The 15960-nt window shown below is 70.2% G+C and carries 14 protein-coding genes and 1 pseudogene; 8 read left to right on the top strand and 7 right to left on the bottom strand.

Annotated features, from left to right (window positions below):
* The first annotated feature begins 123 nt into the window (after positions 1-123).
* The 4 genes from AOK08_RS27425 to AOK08_RS27410 all read left to right on the top strand — a co-directional run bounded on the left by AOK08_RS27425 (position 124) and on the right by AOK08_RS27410 (position 5820).
* Positions 124-1479, top strand: a complete 1356-nt coding sequence (locus tag AOK08_RS27425; RefSeq protein ID WP_055530943.1) for an aspartate aminotransferase family protein — start codon at positions 124-126, stop codon at positions 1477-1479.
* 160 nt (positions 1480-1639) lie between these two features.
* Positions 1640-2491, top strand: a complete 852-nt coding sequence (locus tag AOK08_RS27420) for a GntR family transcriptional regulator (RefSeq protein ID WP_079054304.1) — start codon at positions 1640-1642, stop codon at positions 2489-2491.
* Positions 2491-5022 (top strand): dolichyl-phosphate beta-glucosyltransferase, encoded by a 2532-nt coding sequence (locus AOK08_RS27415; RefSeq protein ID WP_079054303.1) that lies wholly within the window; start codon positions 2491-2493, stop codon positions 5020-5022. The genes AOK08_RS27420 and AOK08_RS27415 overlap by 1 nt, the downstream gene beginning before the upstream one ends.
* A 147-nt stretch (positions 5023-5169) precedes the next feature.
* On the top strand, positions 5170-5820 hold the full coding sequence (locus tag AOK08_RS27410; RefSeq protein WP_055530942.1) for a hypothetical protein: 651 nt from the start codon (positions 5170-5172) through the stop codon (positions 5818-5820).
* Between the two features lie 36 nt (positions 5821-5856).
* On the opposite strand, the gene AOK08_RS27405 is transcribed toward AOK08_RS27410, so the two are convergent.
* The 5 genes from AOK08_RS27405 to AOK08_RS27385 form a co-directional block, all read right to left on the bottom strand.
* Positions 5857-6147, bottom strand: coding sequence for a hypothetical protein (locus AOK08_RS27405; RefSeq protein WP_055530946.1), 291 nt, complete (start codon positions 6145-6147; stop codon positions 5857-5859).
* Between the two features lie 196 nt (positions 6148-6343).
* Complete coding sequence (locus AOK08_RS27400; protein ID WP_055530941.1) at positions 6344-6781, bottom strand: PIN domain-containing protein; 438 nt, start codon at positions 6779-6781, stop codon at positions 6344-6346.
* Positions 6778-7041: a hypothetical protein gene (locus tag AOK08_RS27395; protein ID WP_241827107.1), complete on the bottom strand. Its 264-nt coding sequence runs from the start codon at positions 7039-7041 to the stop codon at positions 6778-6780. Before AOK08_RS27395 ends, AOK08_RS27400 begins: the two co-directional genes overlap by 4 nt.
* 117 nt (positions 7042-7158) lie before the next feature.
* A complete protein-coding gene (locus AOK08_RS27390) occupies positions 7159-8106 on the bottom strand; it encodes a hypothetical protein (protein WP_055530939.1) in 948 nt (315 codons plus the stop codon).
* A gap of 156 nt (positions 8107-8262) precedes the next feature.
* Positions 8263-8733 carry a hypothetical protein gene (locus AOK08_RS27385; protein ID WP_241827106.1) on the bottom strand — a complete coding sequence of 157 codons (471 nt, stop codon included), beginning with the start codon at positions 8731-8733 and terminating at the stop codon, positions 8263-8265.
* 124 nt (positions 8734-8857) lie between these two features.
* On the opposite strand from AOK08_RS27385, the gene AOK08_RS27380 reads away from it, so the two are divergent.
* Together AOK08_RS27380 and AOK08_RS27375 are read left to right on the top strand one after the other, a co-directional pair.
* Positions 8858-9694 (top strand): helix-turn-helix domain-containing protein, encoded by an 837-nt coding sequence (locus AOK08_RS27380; protein ID WP_055530938.1) that lies wholly within the window; start codon positions 8858-8860, stop codon positions 9692-9694.
* On the top strand, positions 9691-9945 hold the full coding sequence (locus AOK08_RS27375; protein ID WP_055530937.1) for a DUF397 domain-containing protein: 255 nt from the start codon (positions 9691-9693) through the stop codon (positions 9943-9945). The genes AOK08_RS27380 and AOK08_RS27375 overlap by 4 nt, the downstream gene beginning before the upstream one ends.
* Before the next feature lie 29 nt (positions 9946-9974).
* Here AOK08_RS27375 and AOK08_RS46000 read toward each other — a convergent pair whose 3' ends face one another.
* On the bottom strand, positions 9975-10157 hold the full coding sequence (locus AOK08_RS46000; protein WP_157876817.1) for a hypothetical protein: 183 nt from the start codon (positions 10155-10157) through the stop codon (positions 9975-9977).
* Between the two features lie 358 nt (positions 10158-10515).
* Here AOK08_RS46000 and AOK08_RS27365 point away from each other — a divergent pair, with 358 nt between their 5' ends.
* Entirely contained in the window at positions 10516-11886 is a 1371-nt protein-coding gene (locus AOK08_RS27365; RefSeq protein ID WP_157876816.1) for a lipase family protein, read from the top strand.
* Positions 11887-11988: 102 nt separating this feature from the next.
* On the opposite strand, the gene AOK08_RS27360 is transcribed toward AOK08_RS27365, so the two are convergent.
* Entirely contained in the window at positions 11989-14913 is a 2925-nt protein-coding gene (locus AOK08_RS27360) for an AAA family ATPase (protein ID WP_055530924.1), read from the bottom strand.
* Between the two features lie 297 nt (positions 14914-15210).
* Between AOK08_RS27360 and AOK08_RS27355 the strand changes: the two are divergent.
* Positions 15211-15960: pseudogene (locus AOK08_RS27355) on the top strand (helix-turn-helix transcriptional regulator); the annotation flags it as partial.

The raw sequence follows: 15960 nt of genomic DNA, 5'->3' as shown, positions 1-15960 counted from the left end.
TACCTCCGCCCCCGCACCGCCCTCCTTCCCCTTCGGGACACGCGACAACCTGTCGCGCAAAACGCCGGACCGCAGACAGGACGCCGATATCCCGTTGTCACCCGGGCCGCCTACGCTCCCCGCATGACCCTTCAGCCCAATCCCGAGGCCGGCGCGGCCGTGAAGGCCGCCGACCGCGCGCACGTGTTCCACTCCTGGTCCGCGCAGGAGCTCATCGACCCGCTCGCCGTCGCCGGTGCCGAAGGGGCGTACTTCTGGGACTACGACGGAAAGCGATACCTGGACTTCACCAGCGGGCTCGTCTTCACGAACATCGGGTACCAGCACCCGAAGGTCGTCGCGGCCATCCAGGAGCAGGCCGGGCGGATGACGACGTTCGCGCCCGCCTTCGCCGTCGAGGCGCGGTCGGAGGCGGCACGGCTCATCGCCGAGCGGACCCCCGGCGATCTCGACAAGATCTTCTTCACCAACGGTGGCGCCGACGCCGTCGAGCACGCCGTACGCATGTCCCGGCTGCACACCGGGCGGCCCAAGGTGCTGTCCGCCTACCGCTCCTACCACGGCGGCACCCAGCAGGCCGTGAACCTCACCGGCGACCCCCGCCGCTGGCCCTCCGACAGCGGCACCGCCGGAGTCGTGCACTTCTGGGCCCCCTATCTCTACCGGTCGAAGTTCTACGCCGAGACCGAGGAGCAGGAGTGCGCGCGGGCGCTTCAGCACCTTGAGGACACCATCACCTTCGAGGGCCCCGGCACCATCGCCGCGATCATCCTCGAAACCATCCCAGGCACCGCCGGAATCATGGTCCCGCCGCCCGGCTATCTCGCCGGGGTGCGCGCGCTCTGCGACCAGTACGGGATCGTCTTCGTCCTGGACGAGGTGATGGCCGGGTTCGGGCGGACCGGTGAGTGGTTCGCCGCCGACCTGTTCGACGTCGTGCCCGACCTGATGACCTTCGCCAAGGGCGTCAACTCCGGCTATGTGCCGCTGGGCGGTGTGGCGATCTCGTCCGCCATCGCCGAGACCTTCGCCACCCGCGCCTACCCCGGCGGCCTCACCTACTCCGGGCACCCCCTCGCCTGCGCCGCCGCCGTCGCCACGCTCACCGTGATGGCGGAGGAGGACATCGTCGGCCAGGCGGCCCGTACCGGCGCGAACATCCTCGGACCCGCGCTCGCGGAACTGGCCGCCCGGCACCCCAGCGTCGGCGAGGTCCGCGGCACCGGTGTCTTCTGGGCCCTGGACCTCGTACGGAACAAGGAGACCCGGGAGCCGCTGGTCCCGTACAACGCCGCCGGGGAGGCCAACGCGCCGATGGCCGCGTTCGGCGCCGCCGCGAAGGCGAACGGGCTGTGGCCGTTCATCAACATGAACCGCACCCATGTCGTCCCGCCCTGCAACGTGACGGAGGCCGAGGTCAAGGAGGGGCTCGCCGCGCTGGACAAGGCGCTGTCGGTCGCCGACGAGTTCACCGAGTAGACGGGCCGAGAGGGCAACGAGGGAGCGGCACAGAGGCGAATACGGGGGTGCTCGCGGGCAAGCCCGCGGGAAAGTTCGCCGGAAACCCGAACGCGTAAGGTGACGTGCTCGTAGACATATGCGAGCAGTCATCCACGCGCGAAGGGGGAGGGCCCCGACCATGCCCGGCAGCAGCAGCGGCAGCAGCGGCATCGGCGCCGTGACCCGCAGCACCCTGCGACAGCAGATAGCGGACGCGCTCCGCGACGAAGTGCTGGCCGGCCGTCTCCAACCGGGCCAGGAGTTCACGGTCAAGGAGATCGCCGAGCAGTACGGCGTCTCCGCGACACCCGTGCGCGAGGCCCTGGTCGATTTGTCGGCCCAGGGCCTCCTGGAGGCCGACCAGCACCGCGGCTTCCGCGTCCACGAGTACTCGCCCGCCGACTTCCGGGGCATGATCGAGGCCCGTGGGCTGGTCACCGACGGTATGTTCTACGGCCTGGCGAAGGGTCTTACGACCGCCATGGCGGGTGGCCCGGAGAACGGTCGGGTGAGCGGCTTCGGCGCCGACAGCCCGGGTCCGCGCGGCTTCTTCGTGCGCGTCGGCGACCCCCGCGCCGCCGCCGCCCTCGCCGGGGTCCGCCGCCGGGGCGAGGAGGCGCGGCGGGCCGCCGTCGCCGGTGAGCTGAACATCCTCGTCGGCTACGACCTGCGCTTCTGGCGCGAGCTGGGCGCCCTGTTCGGCAACCAGTACCTCAACGACTTCCTGCACCGGCTGCGCCTCCAGTCCTGGGTGGTCGCGGTGCAGCACCTGCGCCGGCTGAGCGATCTGCGCGGTCGCCTGTGGTCCGACTACACCGAGGTCATCGACGCGCTGACCCTCCGCGACCTCGCCAAGGCACACCACATGGTCGACGACTACGACATGCACTCCCTCGCCCTCATAGAGGACTTGGTGAAGGAGAAGGAGAAGGAGAAGGACAACGCGGGCGATGCGGGCGGCGGAGGCGACAACCGGGACGGCAGTCTCTGATGAGCGCTCCCACCAGTACCGCTGACACCACCGGTACCACCAGCCTCAATGACACAACCCCCGCCCTGACCGTCGTCGTCCCCGCCTACAACGAGGAGGAGCGGCTCGGCGGCACCCTCGCCGCCATCACCGGGCACCTCCAGGAGAACGCGGACCGCTGGGGCGACTGGGAGATCGTGGTCGTCGACGACGGTTCCACCGACGGCACCCGCGACCTCGTCACCGGCCTCGCCGACCCCCGCGTCAAGCTCGTCACCAGCTCCCGCAACCGGGGCAAGGGCCACGCCCTGCGCCTCGGCGTCGCCGCCTCGCGCGGTGCCCGCGTGCTGGTGACGGACGCCGACCTGGCGGCGCCGATGGCCGAGCTGGACGTACTCGACGAGTCGCTCACCGACGGGCACGCGGCGGCGATCGGCTCCCGTGCCGTCCCGGGCGCGACGATCGAGCACCACCAGCACCGGGTGCGTGAACTCCTGGGCAGCGCGGGCAACTTGCTGATACGCCTGGTCGCTGTCCCCGGCATCCGCGACACCCAGTGCGGCTTCAAGCTCTTCGACGGCGACCGCGCCCGTACGGCGTTCGGCGCCTCCCGGCTCAACGGCTGGGGCATCGACGTCGAGGTCCTGCGGCACTTCCACCGCGCCGACTGGCCGGTCGCGGAGGTCCCGGTCCGCTGGACCCACCGGTCCGGCTCGAAGGTACGCCCGCTGGACTACGTACGAGTCCTGGGCGAACTGACCGTCCTCAGGGCTCACGCGCTCCGCCGAAGCGACCTCCTCGCGGCCACCGCCTTCCTCCTGATGGCGATCGCCCTGTACTCGGGCCGCTGGCTGGACCCGGTCCACCGCTACCTCCCCGACTCCCTCCAGGACCAGAACCAGTGGGAGTGGTTCTTCGCGGTCACCGCCGACAACGTCAGCCACTTCCGCAATCCCCTCTTCACCGACCTCCAGGGCTTCCCCAACGGCGTGAACCTCATGGCCAACACGGTCATGCTCGGCCTCTCCGTTCCCTTCACGCCGCTCACGCTGCTCGCCGGCCCGGCGGTCTCCCTGGCCCTGGTGATGATCCTGGGCCTCGCCGCTACGGCCGCCGCCTGGTACTGGCTGATCGTGAGAAGGGTCGTACGGCAACGGGGTGCGGCCTTCGCGGGCGCCGCCCTGGCCGCCTTCGCGCCCCCGATGGTCAGCCACGCCAACGCGCACCCGAACTTCGTCATCCTGTTCATGATGCCGCTGATCATCGACCGCGCCCTGCGGCTGTGCGAGGGCAAGCGGATCACCCGCGACGGCGTGATCCTGGGCCTGATGGTGGCGTACCAGATCCTCCTCGGCGAGGAAGCGCTGCTGCTGGCGGCGATCGGCATGGTGTCGTTCGCCCTCACCCACGCCGTCGTACGCCCGGAGGTGGCGAAAGCCGCCTGGCGTCCGCTGCTGCGTGGCCTGCTGATCGCCGGCGCGGTCTGCCTCCCACTCGCCACCGTCCCTCTGACCTGGCAGTTCCTCGGCCCGCAGAGCTATACAAGCGTCCTGCACAGCAACGTGGGCAACAGCCCCGCCGCACTGTTCTCGTTCGCCGAGCGCTCCCTCCTCGCGGGCGACCGCGACCGGGCGAACGCCCTGTCCATCAACCCCACGGAACAGAACGCCTTCTACGGCTGGCCGCTGATCCTGCTGGCCTTCGCGATCTGCGTACGGCTGTGGGAGCGCGCGGTGGTGAAGGCGCTCGCCGTCACGGCGGTCGTCGCGGCCCTTCTCTCCCTGGGCCCGAAGATCCACATTCCGCTGACCGACGCCGTACTGCCCGGACCCTGGGCACTGCTCGCGGACAAACCGTTGTTCGAGTCGGTGATCGAGAGCCGGATCGCGATGGTCTGCGCGCCCGCGCTGGGCATGCTGCTCGCCCTCGCGGTGGAAAGGCTGGCGGCCACCCGCAGGCTCTCCACCCAGTACTTCGGCATGCTGGCCGTCCTGCTCGCCGTGGCGCCTGTCGTCCCGGCACCGCTGCGGTCGGTGGAGCGCCCGGACGTGCCCGCCTTCATCGCGGACGGCATGTGGAAGCCGTACGTGGGGAAGGGCGAGTCGCTCGTGCCGGTGCCGCTGCCCGATCCGTACGACACGGAGGCGCTGCACTGGCAGACGGCCGCGGATCTTGGTTTCCGGTTGCCGGGCGGGTACTTCAACGGGCCTGCGGGCCCGAAACGCGCCGGTATCTACGGTGCCGAGCGCCGGTACACCTCCGACATGCTGCGCGGCGTGAGCCACACGGGCATCGCGCCGGTGATCGACGCCAACTGGCGTGCGCAGGCCGGGGAGGACTTCGCGTACTGGAAGGCGGGCGTGCTGGTGGTGGCCCCGCAGTCCAACGCCGGGGCGCTACGGGAGACACTGGACCAGTTGACGGGCGAGACGGGTAGGTGGACGGGCGGGGTATGGGTATGGGACCTGCATGGGAACGGGCATGGGAACGGGCAGGGGAACGGGCAGGGGAACGGGCATGGCAACGGGTCCGGGAACGGGTCTGGGGCGTAATCGTCTTCCCGATCCTTTCCTGACCTGTTCCTTGCGGTGTCTGGCCCGTCACACGGGGGTCCGTCCCGCCCGCCACCCACTACGCTTCCCTGATTGCTCTGCCCACGGTGCCTGACCACCGCCTGCGACCATGCGAGGAGTTCTCCTTTGGCCTGTGACCTGTGGCTGGTCCCACTCGTCGACGTGCTGTGTCACACCCCCGACAATCCCTTCGCCGAGGAACTCGCGCTCTACGACAGGGTGCTGGGCGAGTCGGGACTGCCCCCGGTGCCGGTGTACGCCTACATGCCGGGGCTGTCCGGCGACGTGGCCCCGATCGCGGGCTTCGACTACGACGCGCTGCACTTCCTGCGCCGCGCGTATCTCCTCCAGGTGTGCGGTCTGCCGGTGACGCCGGTGGACGATCTGGGCGGCGACTACGAGCAGTTGCTGGAGATGTTCGAGGCGACCGCCCAGCAGTCGCACCTGGTGTGGCACTACGACCACGCGGGCGCCTACGTCCCGGTGGACTTCCCGCACCCTCTTTCCAGCGACGAACTCCTCGCGGGGGGCGGCCCGTTGGGCTCGTCCCAATCCCTGCTGAGGGAGCTGGAGTTCGTGGCCCCCTCGATCGGCATCGACCCGGCGAACCCCCCGTTGGCACCGGCCGCGCCGCTGACCCCCACGTCACTGGAGGAACCGGCGGCACCCGCCCCGTTCGACGCGAGCCCGTTCGCGCGTGAACGGCACGTGTGGCTCGGGCTGAACGCGGCGGCTACGCGGAGCCTGGCCCAGGGGTCGATGATCGTCTTCAGCTGAGCGCAGGGAGTGTACGGAGGGCTGCGACGGGCTCGCTCAGCGGATCTGGGAGAGACCCCTCTGCAAGTCCTCGGCGTTCATGATGGGCGTGAACGAGATCTTGGCGTTGAACTGGGTGAAGAACGGCTCGGCGGCGGGCGGCATGTCGGAGCTGTCCTTCATGTCGAGGACCATCCAGCAGGTACGGCACCCGTCGTCGGGGCCGAAGTAGGCCGCCTCCGGCTTGAGGTGGTCCAGGGTCTCCTTCATCAGCTCCGGGAACTTGCCGCTGCGTATGCCCTCGTTGCCCTTCTCCGTGTCGAACTGCGCCTTGAGCAGAACGCGCATGGCACTCACCTTCTTCTGGTCGATCTCCTGACCGACCTCCTGATCGACGCGCGCCGAATACACACGATCGCGCCAATTCAGGATATGCCCGGCATCTCTGCTTGGCGTGCGCACGGATGGCCCACCCCACAGCAGCGGCCCAGGGCCCGCGTCTCCTTCCGGGGGCGCGGGCCCCTTCCCTTCCGGGACCCGGGAGCTACCGCTGACGCGGCAGCCTGAGGGTCCGCACGAGAGGCATGTCCGCGTACAGATCGGGGTCGACGGTCAGTACGCGCCGGCCGTTCGGCCAGTCCGCCGTCGGCCGGGACAGGTGGACCGCATGGCCGAGCCGCCACTCCACCCTGTCGCGCAGCAGCGCGCCCACGGTGGAAGCGCCCGCGAAGTCCAGCTCGACGATCTCGACGGCGGGCAGGGCGCCGATGTGCTCAGCCAGCCCCTTGCGCATGCCGTCGGCGGCGGCGAGGCAGAGCGCGGGCACATACACATGCCGGGTGGGCCCGTGCTCGGTGTTCGAGACGAACTGCGAGGCGAGCGAGTTGCCCGACCCGAGCGCGAGCAGCGCCGACTCGTCGAAGACGACAGCGGTCGATCCGGCGGGCCCAGGCGTCCCGCCGCCTCCCTTGGTGGCGCTCACAGGCTCTCCACCTCGCGTCCGGCCTCCAGGTCCTGCCACACCTTCTCGACGCGGTCGTGGTCCTCGTCGGTGAGGGTGACGCCGAAGTGCGTCTCGCAGTACGCCTTCGTCTCCTCGTACCGCTTCCGCAGCTCCTCCTGGGTGGGCGTGGCCCCTGCCAGCTCGGCGATCAGATCGCGCATGGTCATCCCGCGCTCGCGGGCGAGCACCATGAGGCGGTCACGGACCAGGGGATCGACCTTGACGGTGGTGTCAGCCATGACGACAGTATACCTCCGGTATACCGTCTGGGGTCGCTCAAGCAATGCGGTCATCCTGATTCCTTCCGGGTGGGTTGGCCCGGCCGCACGGACGTACGGCCAGGAGTCTGTGTGCGCCTACGCGGGCGCCGTCCGCCCCTGCTGGAGCAGTGCGCGGGCCAGGGCGCCACCGCGCCGGGCGGCCTCGCGGTAGCCACCGGCGGCGCCTGGCTTGCGGATCTCAACGGTCGTGACGGGTACGGCCGTTGCCCCGGCCGCCTGCTCGTCGCCCGAGCCGGAGGCAGCCGCACCTGGAGCGGCGGCCTGAGCAGCCGGAGGCGCCGGGCGCTTGCGGCGGAGGCGGTTCTCGACGATGGCGCGGGCCGAGTACAGCCGCGAGGGCAGCCCCTGCGTCACGGCCGCGCGCACCTGGGCGCTGCTCGCCCCGGCCTCCCACCACTCCTCGACCAGCGGCGCGAGCCGCAACGCCTCGGCGGCACCGAGACTCAGCCGGGGATCGGTACGCCCGAGCGAGCCGAGCAACCGCGCGGCGTGCGCGGTGCGTTCACCGGGCGGCGGCCCCTCGGGCCCGCCCGAGGCCGCGTCGGCCCCGGCCCCGGATTCACCCTCGGCCTCCGCCTTCGGCGCGTCGGCCTCGGGCGACGGCGGGGAGGGAAATTCTTCATCCCGGGGGTTTTCCCCCGAAGGGGGAGCTCCCGAGGCCCCGGAATCCGACTCGCCGAAGGCCCGATTCCGAACTTCTTCGGATTCACCCGCCGGGGGCTCGTCCTCGTACGGACTGTCGAACACCTCATACACGGTGGAGAAGTGCCCGGACTCCTCGTCCTGGCGCACCACCCGCCGCAGATACCGGGATTCCTCCAGCTCATGCAGGGCGGCGGCGATCCGCGCCCGCCCTTCCTTGCGCTGCTCGGAGAGGGTACGGATGGTGGCGCGGGCGCCGTTCGGCAGGCTCAGCAGGTACGTCAGTACGCCTACCGCGCACCAGGAGAGACTCCGGTCGCGGAGAAGGGCGTTGGAGAAGACGGAAAACGCGCGGGTCGGCGTCGTACGATGGATCCGCATAAGGAGCCCCAGTCTTTGCGATGGAGCTGGCGCTCCTCTTGCCGAGCCCCCGGGTGTTGGCGCACCGCGGGGGCAATCTCTTGTCGTGACTCTAAGGGCACGCAGAGCGACGAATGCAAGCTGAACGGGCTTTTCCCGGGCGGAAGTTCGCGTTCTTCACTCTTCGGGGTGAAGCACCGCCTTCAAAAGCAACGCGTGTACGAAGTGATCTCTCCTCGTCGGCCGATAACGCCAAGTCAGCGGCCACGTAAGCCCGTTGAGCGACGGTACGGGGATGTAGGCGATGCGGCCCGTCTCGGAGGCGAGAGTGGTGACACCGGGTGGCCAGACCCGGTGGGACGTCGCACCCACATGCACGAGGAAGTAGACCGCGCGACTCCCGCACGCCTCCTCCACGATCGGCCCCGGCGCACCGCCGGTCATCCGGGCCAGCCGGTCCGCCGCCGCCCTGCCCTCGTCGCCGTCCACCCGTACCGCGTCGAACTGGACGCCCGCCTTGCGGAGATGGATGCCGGTGGACGGGATCCAGTCGGGGATTCCTCGGGTGTCGGGAGCTTCGGGGGTGTCGGGAGTTTCAGGGGTGAGTGGGGGGTCGACGAGGTTTGGCTCGTTACTTTCCGTATCCATAGGGACAGTTTCGGTAGGCGGGGCTACCTTTCTCCATAACTCTGCGTCGAGAGTAGGTAGCTGTCGGAATTCGACGTGAGTCGGTGGTGACCAGTTGAGTTCGGTTGAGTTCGGGAGTGACCGGATGGCGAGTTCGGGCAACAAGATGAAAGCGGGCGGCACGGCGCGGATGGTCGCCGCCCTCGCCAAGGCCCTGCGTGAGCAAATGGGCCTCACGCAGGAGGAGTTGGGCCAACTGATCGGCTACACGGCATCGGCGATCAGCGCGATGGAGACGTGCGCGCAGCCCGCCAGCGACAAGATGCTCATCGCGTTGGAGAAGGTTCTCGGGAACGGCATGGGCGTCTTCGAGAAGGCCCGCAAGTGGATGCTGATCGAGAAGTATCCGGTTCGGTTCCAGGGGGTCGCGGAGCTGGAGGCGGGGGCGGTCACCGTCTCCTCGTACGACACCTTCGTCATCGCCGGGCTTTTCCAGACCGAGGCGTACGCCCAGGCACTCATCGGAGGCGGCTTTCCGTCGGTCTCCGACCAGAAGCGGGAGGAACTCGTCGAGGCGCGGCTCGCCCGCCGGGCACTCTTCGACCGTACCCCGACCTCGATGATCGAGCTGATCCTCGAAGAGGGCGTGCTGCGGCGGCCGTTCGGCACCTTGGAAGTCATGCGCGAGCAGATGCGCTCGCTCGCCGAGGACGCCCAGCGGGAGAACGTGTGCGTGCAGATCCTCCCGACGGACCGCGGGCTGCGTGGCTCGCACGCCGGTGACCGCGGCTCCATGAAACTCCTCGTCACCGAGGACCACGACCACGTCGTCTACCTGGAGATCGAGGACCAGGGCATCCTCATCAGCGATCCGCCCGAGGTTGCCAAACTCGCGCACCGCTATGCGAAGATCCGATCACAGGCCCTGAGTCCCGACGACTCACTCAGCCTCATCAAGGGACTGGCAGGAGAGGAACCATGAGCAACGCCGGTGCACTGCGGTGGTTCAAGTCCAGCTACAGCGACAGCGGTGGCGGGAACTGCGTCGAAGTCGCCTACTCCTGGCGCAAGTCGACGTACAGCGACAGCGGCGGCGGAGACTGCGTAGAGATCGCCCCCTGCCCCCACACCCCCACCACCGCGATACACATCCGCGACTCCAAGAACCCGACCGGCCCGAACGTCACGGTCACGGGCGAGGCTTGGGGCGCGTTTCTCGCCATTACTGTCTGAACTACGGCGGCGTTGCCTGAGGTTGGACCTCAGGAATGGCACAGCACTTTGAGGACGACGGCGTCGGCATCGAGGCCGTCGAGATAGCGGTCGGCCTGTTCCCAGTGGCGGGTCCTGTGCGAAGCATCGACGCTGGCCGATGCTTCTTTCTCGCGGGCGAGCGGCTGCCGACGGACCTCGGCGAGCCGGTGGGCCTCGATGGCCTCGCGCACGATGTGTGAGTTGTTGAGGTACGGGAAATCCCGGTGACATTGATCTTGCCGGCCATTCGGTCTTTGTGGGCTGGAGGACCTGGTCCTGGAGTCGCTGCCGGAGGCGCACGGGGGCGCGGGGCCCGATGGGCCAGTGCCCCTTGGCGCGGTGCGCGCGCCAGGTGTCGCTGCCCCCCGGGCCCGGTCAGCGCACATACCTTTCCGTGTTGGCAGGACCATGCAGGCCATCAGTGGTGCGACACCGGCGCGGGCGCCAGGCGTACCCGGGCAGCCAGAACCGCCACCGAGTCGTGGCACCACCCGGCCGAAGGCGGTCCCTGCGGTGACTCATCCGACTGACAAGGCAAGGCGGCACTACATGGCTATGCGCAGTGGCGAACCGAGGGTCGACGTCAGCACCGATCCGTGGAAGGACGCGGAGGGCGCCGACAAGTCGCAGGGCAGCGCGCCGGAACCACTCCGGCAGGGAGTGCTGTTCACGCCCGCTCTGCGTGCGGACACGGCCCGCAAGGTGAACAAGCCGAATACGGTGTGGCAGCTCACCGGCGCGTGGGACTACGAGGGGGAGACGGCCACCGGCACCGCCGCCGTCTACTACGGCCTCGCCCCGGACGGCACGCCCCACGAGGGCCTGGTCAACCCGATGATCTTGGCGGACGGGTTCAACTACGGCGAGAGCGAACTCGGCGATCTCTACGCCCACCTCGACGCTCCCTACAACGCCGACGGCAAGCGGCTGCTCAGCCAGTTGCTCGCCGCGGGCGTGGACGTCATCCTGCTGGGCTTCAAGGAGCGCCACACCCACATCCAGGCCAACGCCGCCGTCGCGGTCAGCGCCATCCGCAAGGCCATCGCCGACCGGCAGGAGGGCGGCGCCCCCCTGATCGTGGGCGGCGTCAGCATGGGCGGGCTCATCACCCGGTACGCGCTGGCCTGGATGGAGAACGAGGGCGAGGACCACGAGAGCCGCATCTACCTGTCCTACGACTCCCCGCACAACGGCGCCTGGATCCCTGTCGCACTACAGCAGTTGGCGTACTTCTTCGAGTCCGTCCCGGACCCCTCCGGCAAGCCGAAGCAGGCCGACCTGATCAGGAGCGCCGCCGCCCAGCAGCTCCTGTGGGCCTGGGTACCCAACGCCAAGGACTCCGGCGCCGTCGCGACCTGGAGCGAGAAGCGTGGCCGGTTCCTCCAGGACCTGAAGGACATCGGATGGTTCCCGTCCAAGCCGGGCCTGCGCAGGATCGGCGTCGCCAACGGCACCGGCGACGGCACCCCGGGCCCGCTGCTGCCCGACGAGCTGGTCTTCGACTGGACGGCCCCGGGAATCGCCCGCGCGGTACTGCGCACCCAGCCGGCCTTCGGCCAGCTCCAGGAAGTCGTACGGATGTCGGCCCTGTTCCTCGGCTACCGTACGAGCCGAACCAGCGAGATCCCCCCACTCGACGGCGCGCCCGGCGGCACCCTCGCCTCCTACGGCATGCTCGCCGACGCACTCGGCGCCACGATCGACGAGCGCCACCGCTCCGGCTGCTTCGTGCCCTCGGTCAGCGCCGTCGCCCTCAAGTACGACCCCGTCGCCTGGGACGTCGACCCCACCACCAACCTCAACGACCTTCCCTCCGGCCGTAGCGAGCTGGACGCCTTCCACTGCGACGACACCAACTCCGAGCACAGCCTGGTGACCGAGAGCCTCGCCGAGTGGATCCTCACCGAACTCATCGGCTGACCGCACCGGCCGGCCCGACAAGGACTGAGCCACCGTCACCGGGCCCCCGCGCGTGCGGCGCGGGGGCCCTTGGCGTCCCTCAGGGTGCCGGTGAACTGCGCCTCAGAGGGCGCCGGTGAGTGCGGCGGTGACCACCTCGGTGCGGGAGCGGGTTCCGGCGCGGGTGAACAGCCGGGTCAGGCGGTTGGCGACCGCGTCCTCGCTCAGCCGCAGGACTGTGGCGATCTGGCGGTTGGTGAGCTGTTCGGTGATGAGGGTGGCCAGGAGGTGGTCGTTCTCGGCGGTGGCCTGTTTGCGGCCGGGGACGGTGAGTCCGGCCTCGCGCAGCGCGGTCCTGGTGTGGAAGCGCCACAGGGTGGCACCGGCCTGGCCGAAGATGTCGTACGCCTCGTGCAGCAGCTTGGCCGGGACCGCGCCAGCCGTGGCGGCGGCCACCAGGGTGGTCGCCGTCTCGAACGGGAGCCCCCGGAGACGGGCCAGGTCCACGGCCTCGCGCAGGTGCTCGTGGGTGGTGTCAGGAGGGGTGTGGCTGTGGCTCAGGGCCGTGTGGGCCGAGGCCAGTAGGTATCGCAGCCGGGTTCGGTCGCTGCCGGTCCGGGACGCGATCTGGCGTAGGTGTCGCAGGTGCTCCGTCGCTTCGGCGGTGCGTCCCGTCTCGGCCGCCAACTCGGCCAGCAGGGCCCGTAGTTCGTCCGTGCCGTGGATCTCGTCGTGCTCCTGTGCCCTGGCGAGACCACGGTGGAGTGTCTGCTCGGCCGTGTCCAAGTCGCCGAGGGTGATGAGCAGTTCCGCTTCCGACGCGTTCAGTGCGCACTGCGGCGGGCTCGTGTCGGAGCCGCGTGCGTCCTCGATCAGGTCCAGGGCAGTGGTGACGCGGCCCTGGGCGAGAAGGATGGCGGCGGTACGCGCGGGGAGCACGGAGTGGTCCGGCACCGGGGTGGACTGGATCTCGTTGCCCGCCAGGAGCCGGCGCGCGGTTTCCAGCGCCTGGTCCCACCGGCCCGTGACGTGGTGGAAGAGGAACTGGCTGAGCGGGGGCAGGATGCCCACGGGCAGGCCGGCGGTCTCCAGCAGGGTGGTGGCCGCGTTGAGGTCGTAGCCGGTGAGCATCGTGTCGACCATGCCGCCGGTCAGTGAGTACACCTTCCCGGGCGGCAGTTCGGGGGCGTCGTGCAGGGTGAGTTCGTACCGGTACGGTTCCGGCCGGCCCATGACCAGGTCGGCGAGGGCGCCGAACCGGGCGGGCGCCGCGCGGGCCCGTGGGCCGGTGTTCCACACCGGCTCGGTCCGCCGGAGCAGTTCCGCCACCTGCCGCCAGCGCGAGACGTGGCACAGGGCCAGGGCCTGGCCGGTCACCTTGGCCAGGGCGGGCACCGGCAGTTGGTCCCACCAGTAGGCGGTGGCGAGCCGGGACATCGTGGTCCAGTCGCGTTGGTTGGCCGTCGCCGCCACGACCAGACAGGCGGCCTCCTGGAGGTCGAGGTCGCTCAGCGCCGGTCCCGGGTCGCGCAGCAGCGATTCCCCGACCGTACGCCCGGTGGGATAGTCGCAGGCCAGGTAGGCGGTCGTACCGTACTGCTGGAGGACGAGATCGCGGGCGTCGGCGTGCTCGGTCAGATCACGGGCGGCCCGCAGCCATCGCAGGGCCCGACCGTCGTCCGCGCCGGGCCTCATCCGCCTTGCGGCAGCGGTCAGTTCGGCCACCGCACGCTCCCGGTCCACCAGACTGCCCGCGTCCGCGACCCGGTCCGCCCGGTAGTCGGGTTCGGCTGTCTCGTCGAGGAGTCCCTGGTGGTTCGGGGGGAGCTTGGACCCGGTGCGCTCCGCGTCCGCGTCCGCGTTGCCGTCCAGGTCCACGTTCGGCTTCGCGTTCCGCCAGAGGATCTCGACCGCCGTGGCGGACAGACGGCTGCGTTGTACGGGGCTCAGCCGCTCGCGGACTGTGTGCGCGATCAGCGGAACACGGAAGGTCCATCCCCGCACGATGGTCGCGTCCGGTCCGGGCACCTCCTCGATGATGCCCGCCCCGATCAGGCGGCGGATTCCGTCGCCGACAGCCTCGTCGGACAGGCCGGTCCAGGCCGCCGTCAGTTGACGGGCCGGGCGGCCGAGTGGCCCGAGGACGCTCAGCGCGGCGGCCACCGCGCGCGCGGGCTCGCCCAGGCGGTCCAGTGCCGTGACGAACCGGTCGTCGTCGGGCAGTACCGGGATCGGGGCTGTCCCACCGATGAAGGCGTGGCCGTCGGCGATCCGGATAACGCCCCGCCGCGTCCAGCCGGTGAGCAGGGCCTCGACCGCTCCGGGGACACCACGGGTCAACTCGTTCACCCGCCGCGCCAGGTCGACGTCCGGGGCGGCCCGCAGCCACCGCGCCACCAGGGCGGTGGTGTCGTCCGGTCCCAGTGGGAGCAGGACCACTTCGCGAGGCCTCTTGGCGCCGGTCGGCCTGTCCGTGAGCCGGGGCCCGTCGGCATCGGGCTCATGCCGTACGTCCGACAGCATCAGCCGTACAGCGGGGGCATCGATCCGGCCGAGCGCGGCCAGGGAGTCGGGATCGGCGTACTGGGCGTCGTCGACCAGGACGGCCACCGGTGCGCGACGCGTGAGGGCGTCGTACAACAATGTCTCCATCGCCGCCCGGTCGCACCGGTCCACGGCCGACAGCGCTCGCGCCAGCAGTCCTCCCGCAGCCCGTCGGCCTCCCGGGTCGGGCCGGGGCTCCCGTAGCGCCATGATCACGCGCAGTGCCAGCAACAGCGGCTGCCCGGAGTCGCCGGGGACACACTCCAGGGCGAGTACGGCGGTCCCCTGTGCGCGCAGTCGCTCACCGGCCGCGCGCAGGAACGCGCTGCGGCCCACGCCGTGTTCGCCTCGTACGAAGACGAGGCGCGGACCGCCGGAGTCGTTGGGGCCGTTCACGTCGTTCACGTCGTTCAGGTCGTTCAAGTCGTTCAGGTCGTTCAGCAGGTCGTCGATCCGGTCCGGCTCCCGTCCGCCGCCGAGCAGGCAGCCATCGGTGCGGTCCATACGGGCGGGCCTGCCCCAGTGGACCCGTTCGTCGGTTCCCGATCTCACAGTCACCGTCCAGCTTCCGGTAGTTGTCCTGGCGGGTGGTGCCGGGTGATCAACACCACGGTGTCCGGCTGTGCGCCCGCCCCAGGTCCGCGTTTGTGCGCTGACACGCTGACACTATGAGCTGCGGGTTGAGGGGAACGTTCAAGGTGGCACGGTTGTGGGAACCGCGTGGAGCGGCTACGCCTACGGCTACGGCTACCGGCAGGGACGGCGACGTCCGGGCTCTGGCCGCCGCCCTGTGCTCGGTTGGTGAATCGGCGCGCGTCCTGCTCGTCACCGGCGGGGCGGGAATGGGCAAGACGCCTGGTGGCCTCGGCGGTGGGCAGCGACACCGAGCTGAGCCGGGCCCGGCGGAACCTGCCCGCCGACGCCATCGACGACGAAGCCCTGCACCGGCTGCGCCACGCCGCCGCCTACGCGGATCTGGCCGGCGCGCTCGCCGCCGTACTCGGCGACCGGTACACGGCGGCACCCGAAGGCATCGCCGCCCAGTACCAGGGCATGGTGCGCGACTACCTGACGGGCGACTGGGACGCCGTACTGACAGCCGCCCGCCGCATCGAGATACGCGCTCGCACCCACACCACAGCGGGCACCCCACACCTGCCCCGGGCGCTGGCGGCGGAGGTCCACTGCGCGCGCGGGGACGTCGAACGCGCCGCGGCCTGGCTCGACTTGATCCCCGAAACCTTCGCCCATCCACTGGCGGTCCGGGCCCGGCTGGCCGTCCGGTACCACTCGGGCCGCAGGGAGGACGCGCTGAAAGGGGCTTGGCACGAGGCGCGGCAGGCCCGAAAGAACGGTCAACTGGCTGGCGTAGAAAGGGTGTTGCTGCACATCCTCTGGCTCACCGCTCGCCATCGCCGACCACGCATGGCCCAACAGGCCCTGGAAGAACTGGAAACCCTCCACGAGGAGGCGGCCACACCCATGGCCCACGAGGCCCTCCTCGTCGGCCGTGGCATCGCCCACCATGACGCGGACAGCGCGCTGTCCGCC

Origin of the sequence: Streptomyces graminilatus, assembly GCF_001418565.1 — a bacterium.
Classification (GTDB): Bacteria; Actinomycetota; Actinomycetes; order Streptomycetales; family Streptomycetaceae; genus Streptomyces; species Streptomyces graminilatus.
This window is presented reverse-complemented; position numbering and strand designations above follow the sequence as displayed.

What these genes read in the sequence shown, in the direction of transcription:
- AOK08_RS27425 (WP_055530943.1), top strand. Translation starts at nt 124, where the DNA reads ATGACCCTTCAGCCCAATCCCGAGGCCGGCGCGGCCGTGAAGGCCGCC.
- AOK08_RS27420 (WP_079054304.1), top strand. Translation starts at nt 1,640, where the DNA reads ATGCCCGGCAGCAGCAGCGGCAGCAGCGGCATCGGCGCCGTGACCCGC.
- AOK08_RS27415 (WP_079054303.1), top strand. Translation starts at nt 2,491, where the DNA reads ATGAGCGCTCCCACCAGTACCGCTGACACCACCGGTACCACCAGCCTC.
- AOK08_RS27405 (WP_055530946.1), bottom strand. Translation starts at nt 6,147, where the DNA reads ATGCGCGTTCTGCTCAAGGCGCAGTTCGACACGGAGAAGGGCAACGAG.
- AOK08_RS27395 (WP_241827107.1), bottom strand. Translation starts at nt 7,041, where the DNA reads ATGGCTGACACCACCGTCAAGGTCGATCCCCTGGTCCGTGACCGCCTC.
- AOK08_RS27390 (WP_055530939.1), bottom strand. Translation starts at nt 8,106, where the DNA reads ATGCGGATCCATCGTACGACGCCGACCCGCGCGTTTTCCGTCTTCTCC.
- AOK08_RS27385 (WP_241827106.1), bottom strand. Translation starts at nt 8,733, where the DNA reads ATGGATACGGAAAGTAACGAGCCAAACCTCGTCGACCCCCCACTCACC.
- AOK08_RS27380 (WP_055530938.1), top strand. Translation starts at nt 8,858, where the DNA reads ATGGCGAGTTCGGGCAACAAGATGAAAGCGGGCGGCACGGCGCGGATG.
- AOK08_RS27375 (WP_055530937.1), top strand. Translation starts at nt 9,691, where the DNA reads ATGAGCAACGCCGGTGCACTGCGGTGGTTCAAGTCCAGCTACAGCGAC.
- AOK08_RS27365 (WP_157876816.1), top strand. Translation starts at nt 10,516, where the DNA reads ATGGCTATGCGCAGTGGCGAACCGAGGGTCGACGTCAGCACCGATCCG.
- AOK08_RS27360 (WP_055530924.1), bottom strand. Translation starts at nt 14,913, where the DNA reads ATGGACCGCACCGATGGCTGCCTGCTCGGCGGCGGACGGGAGCCGGAC.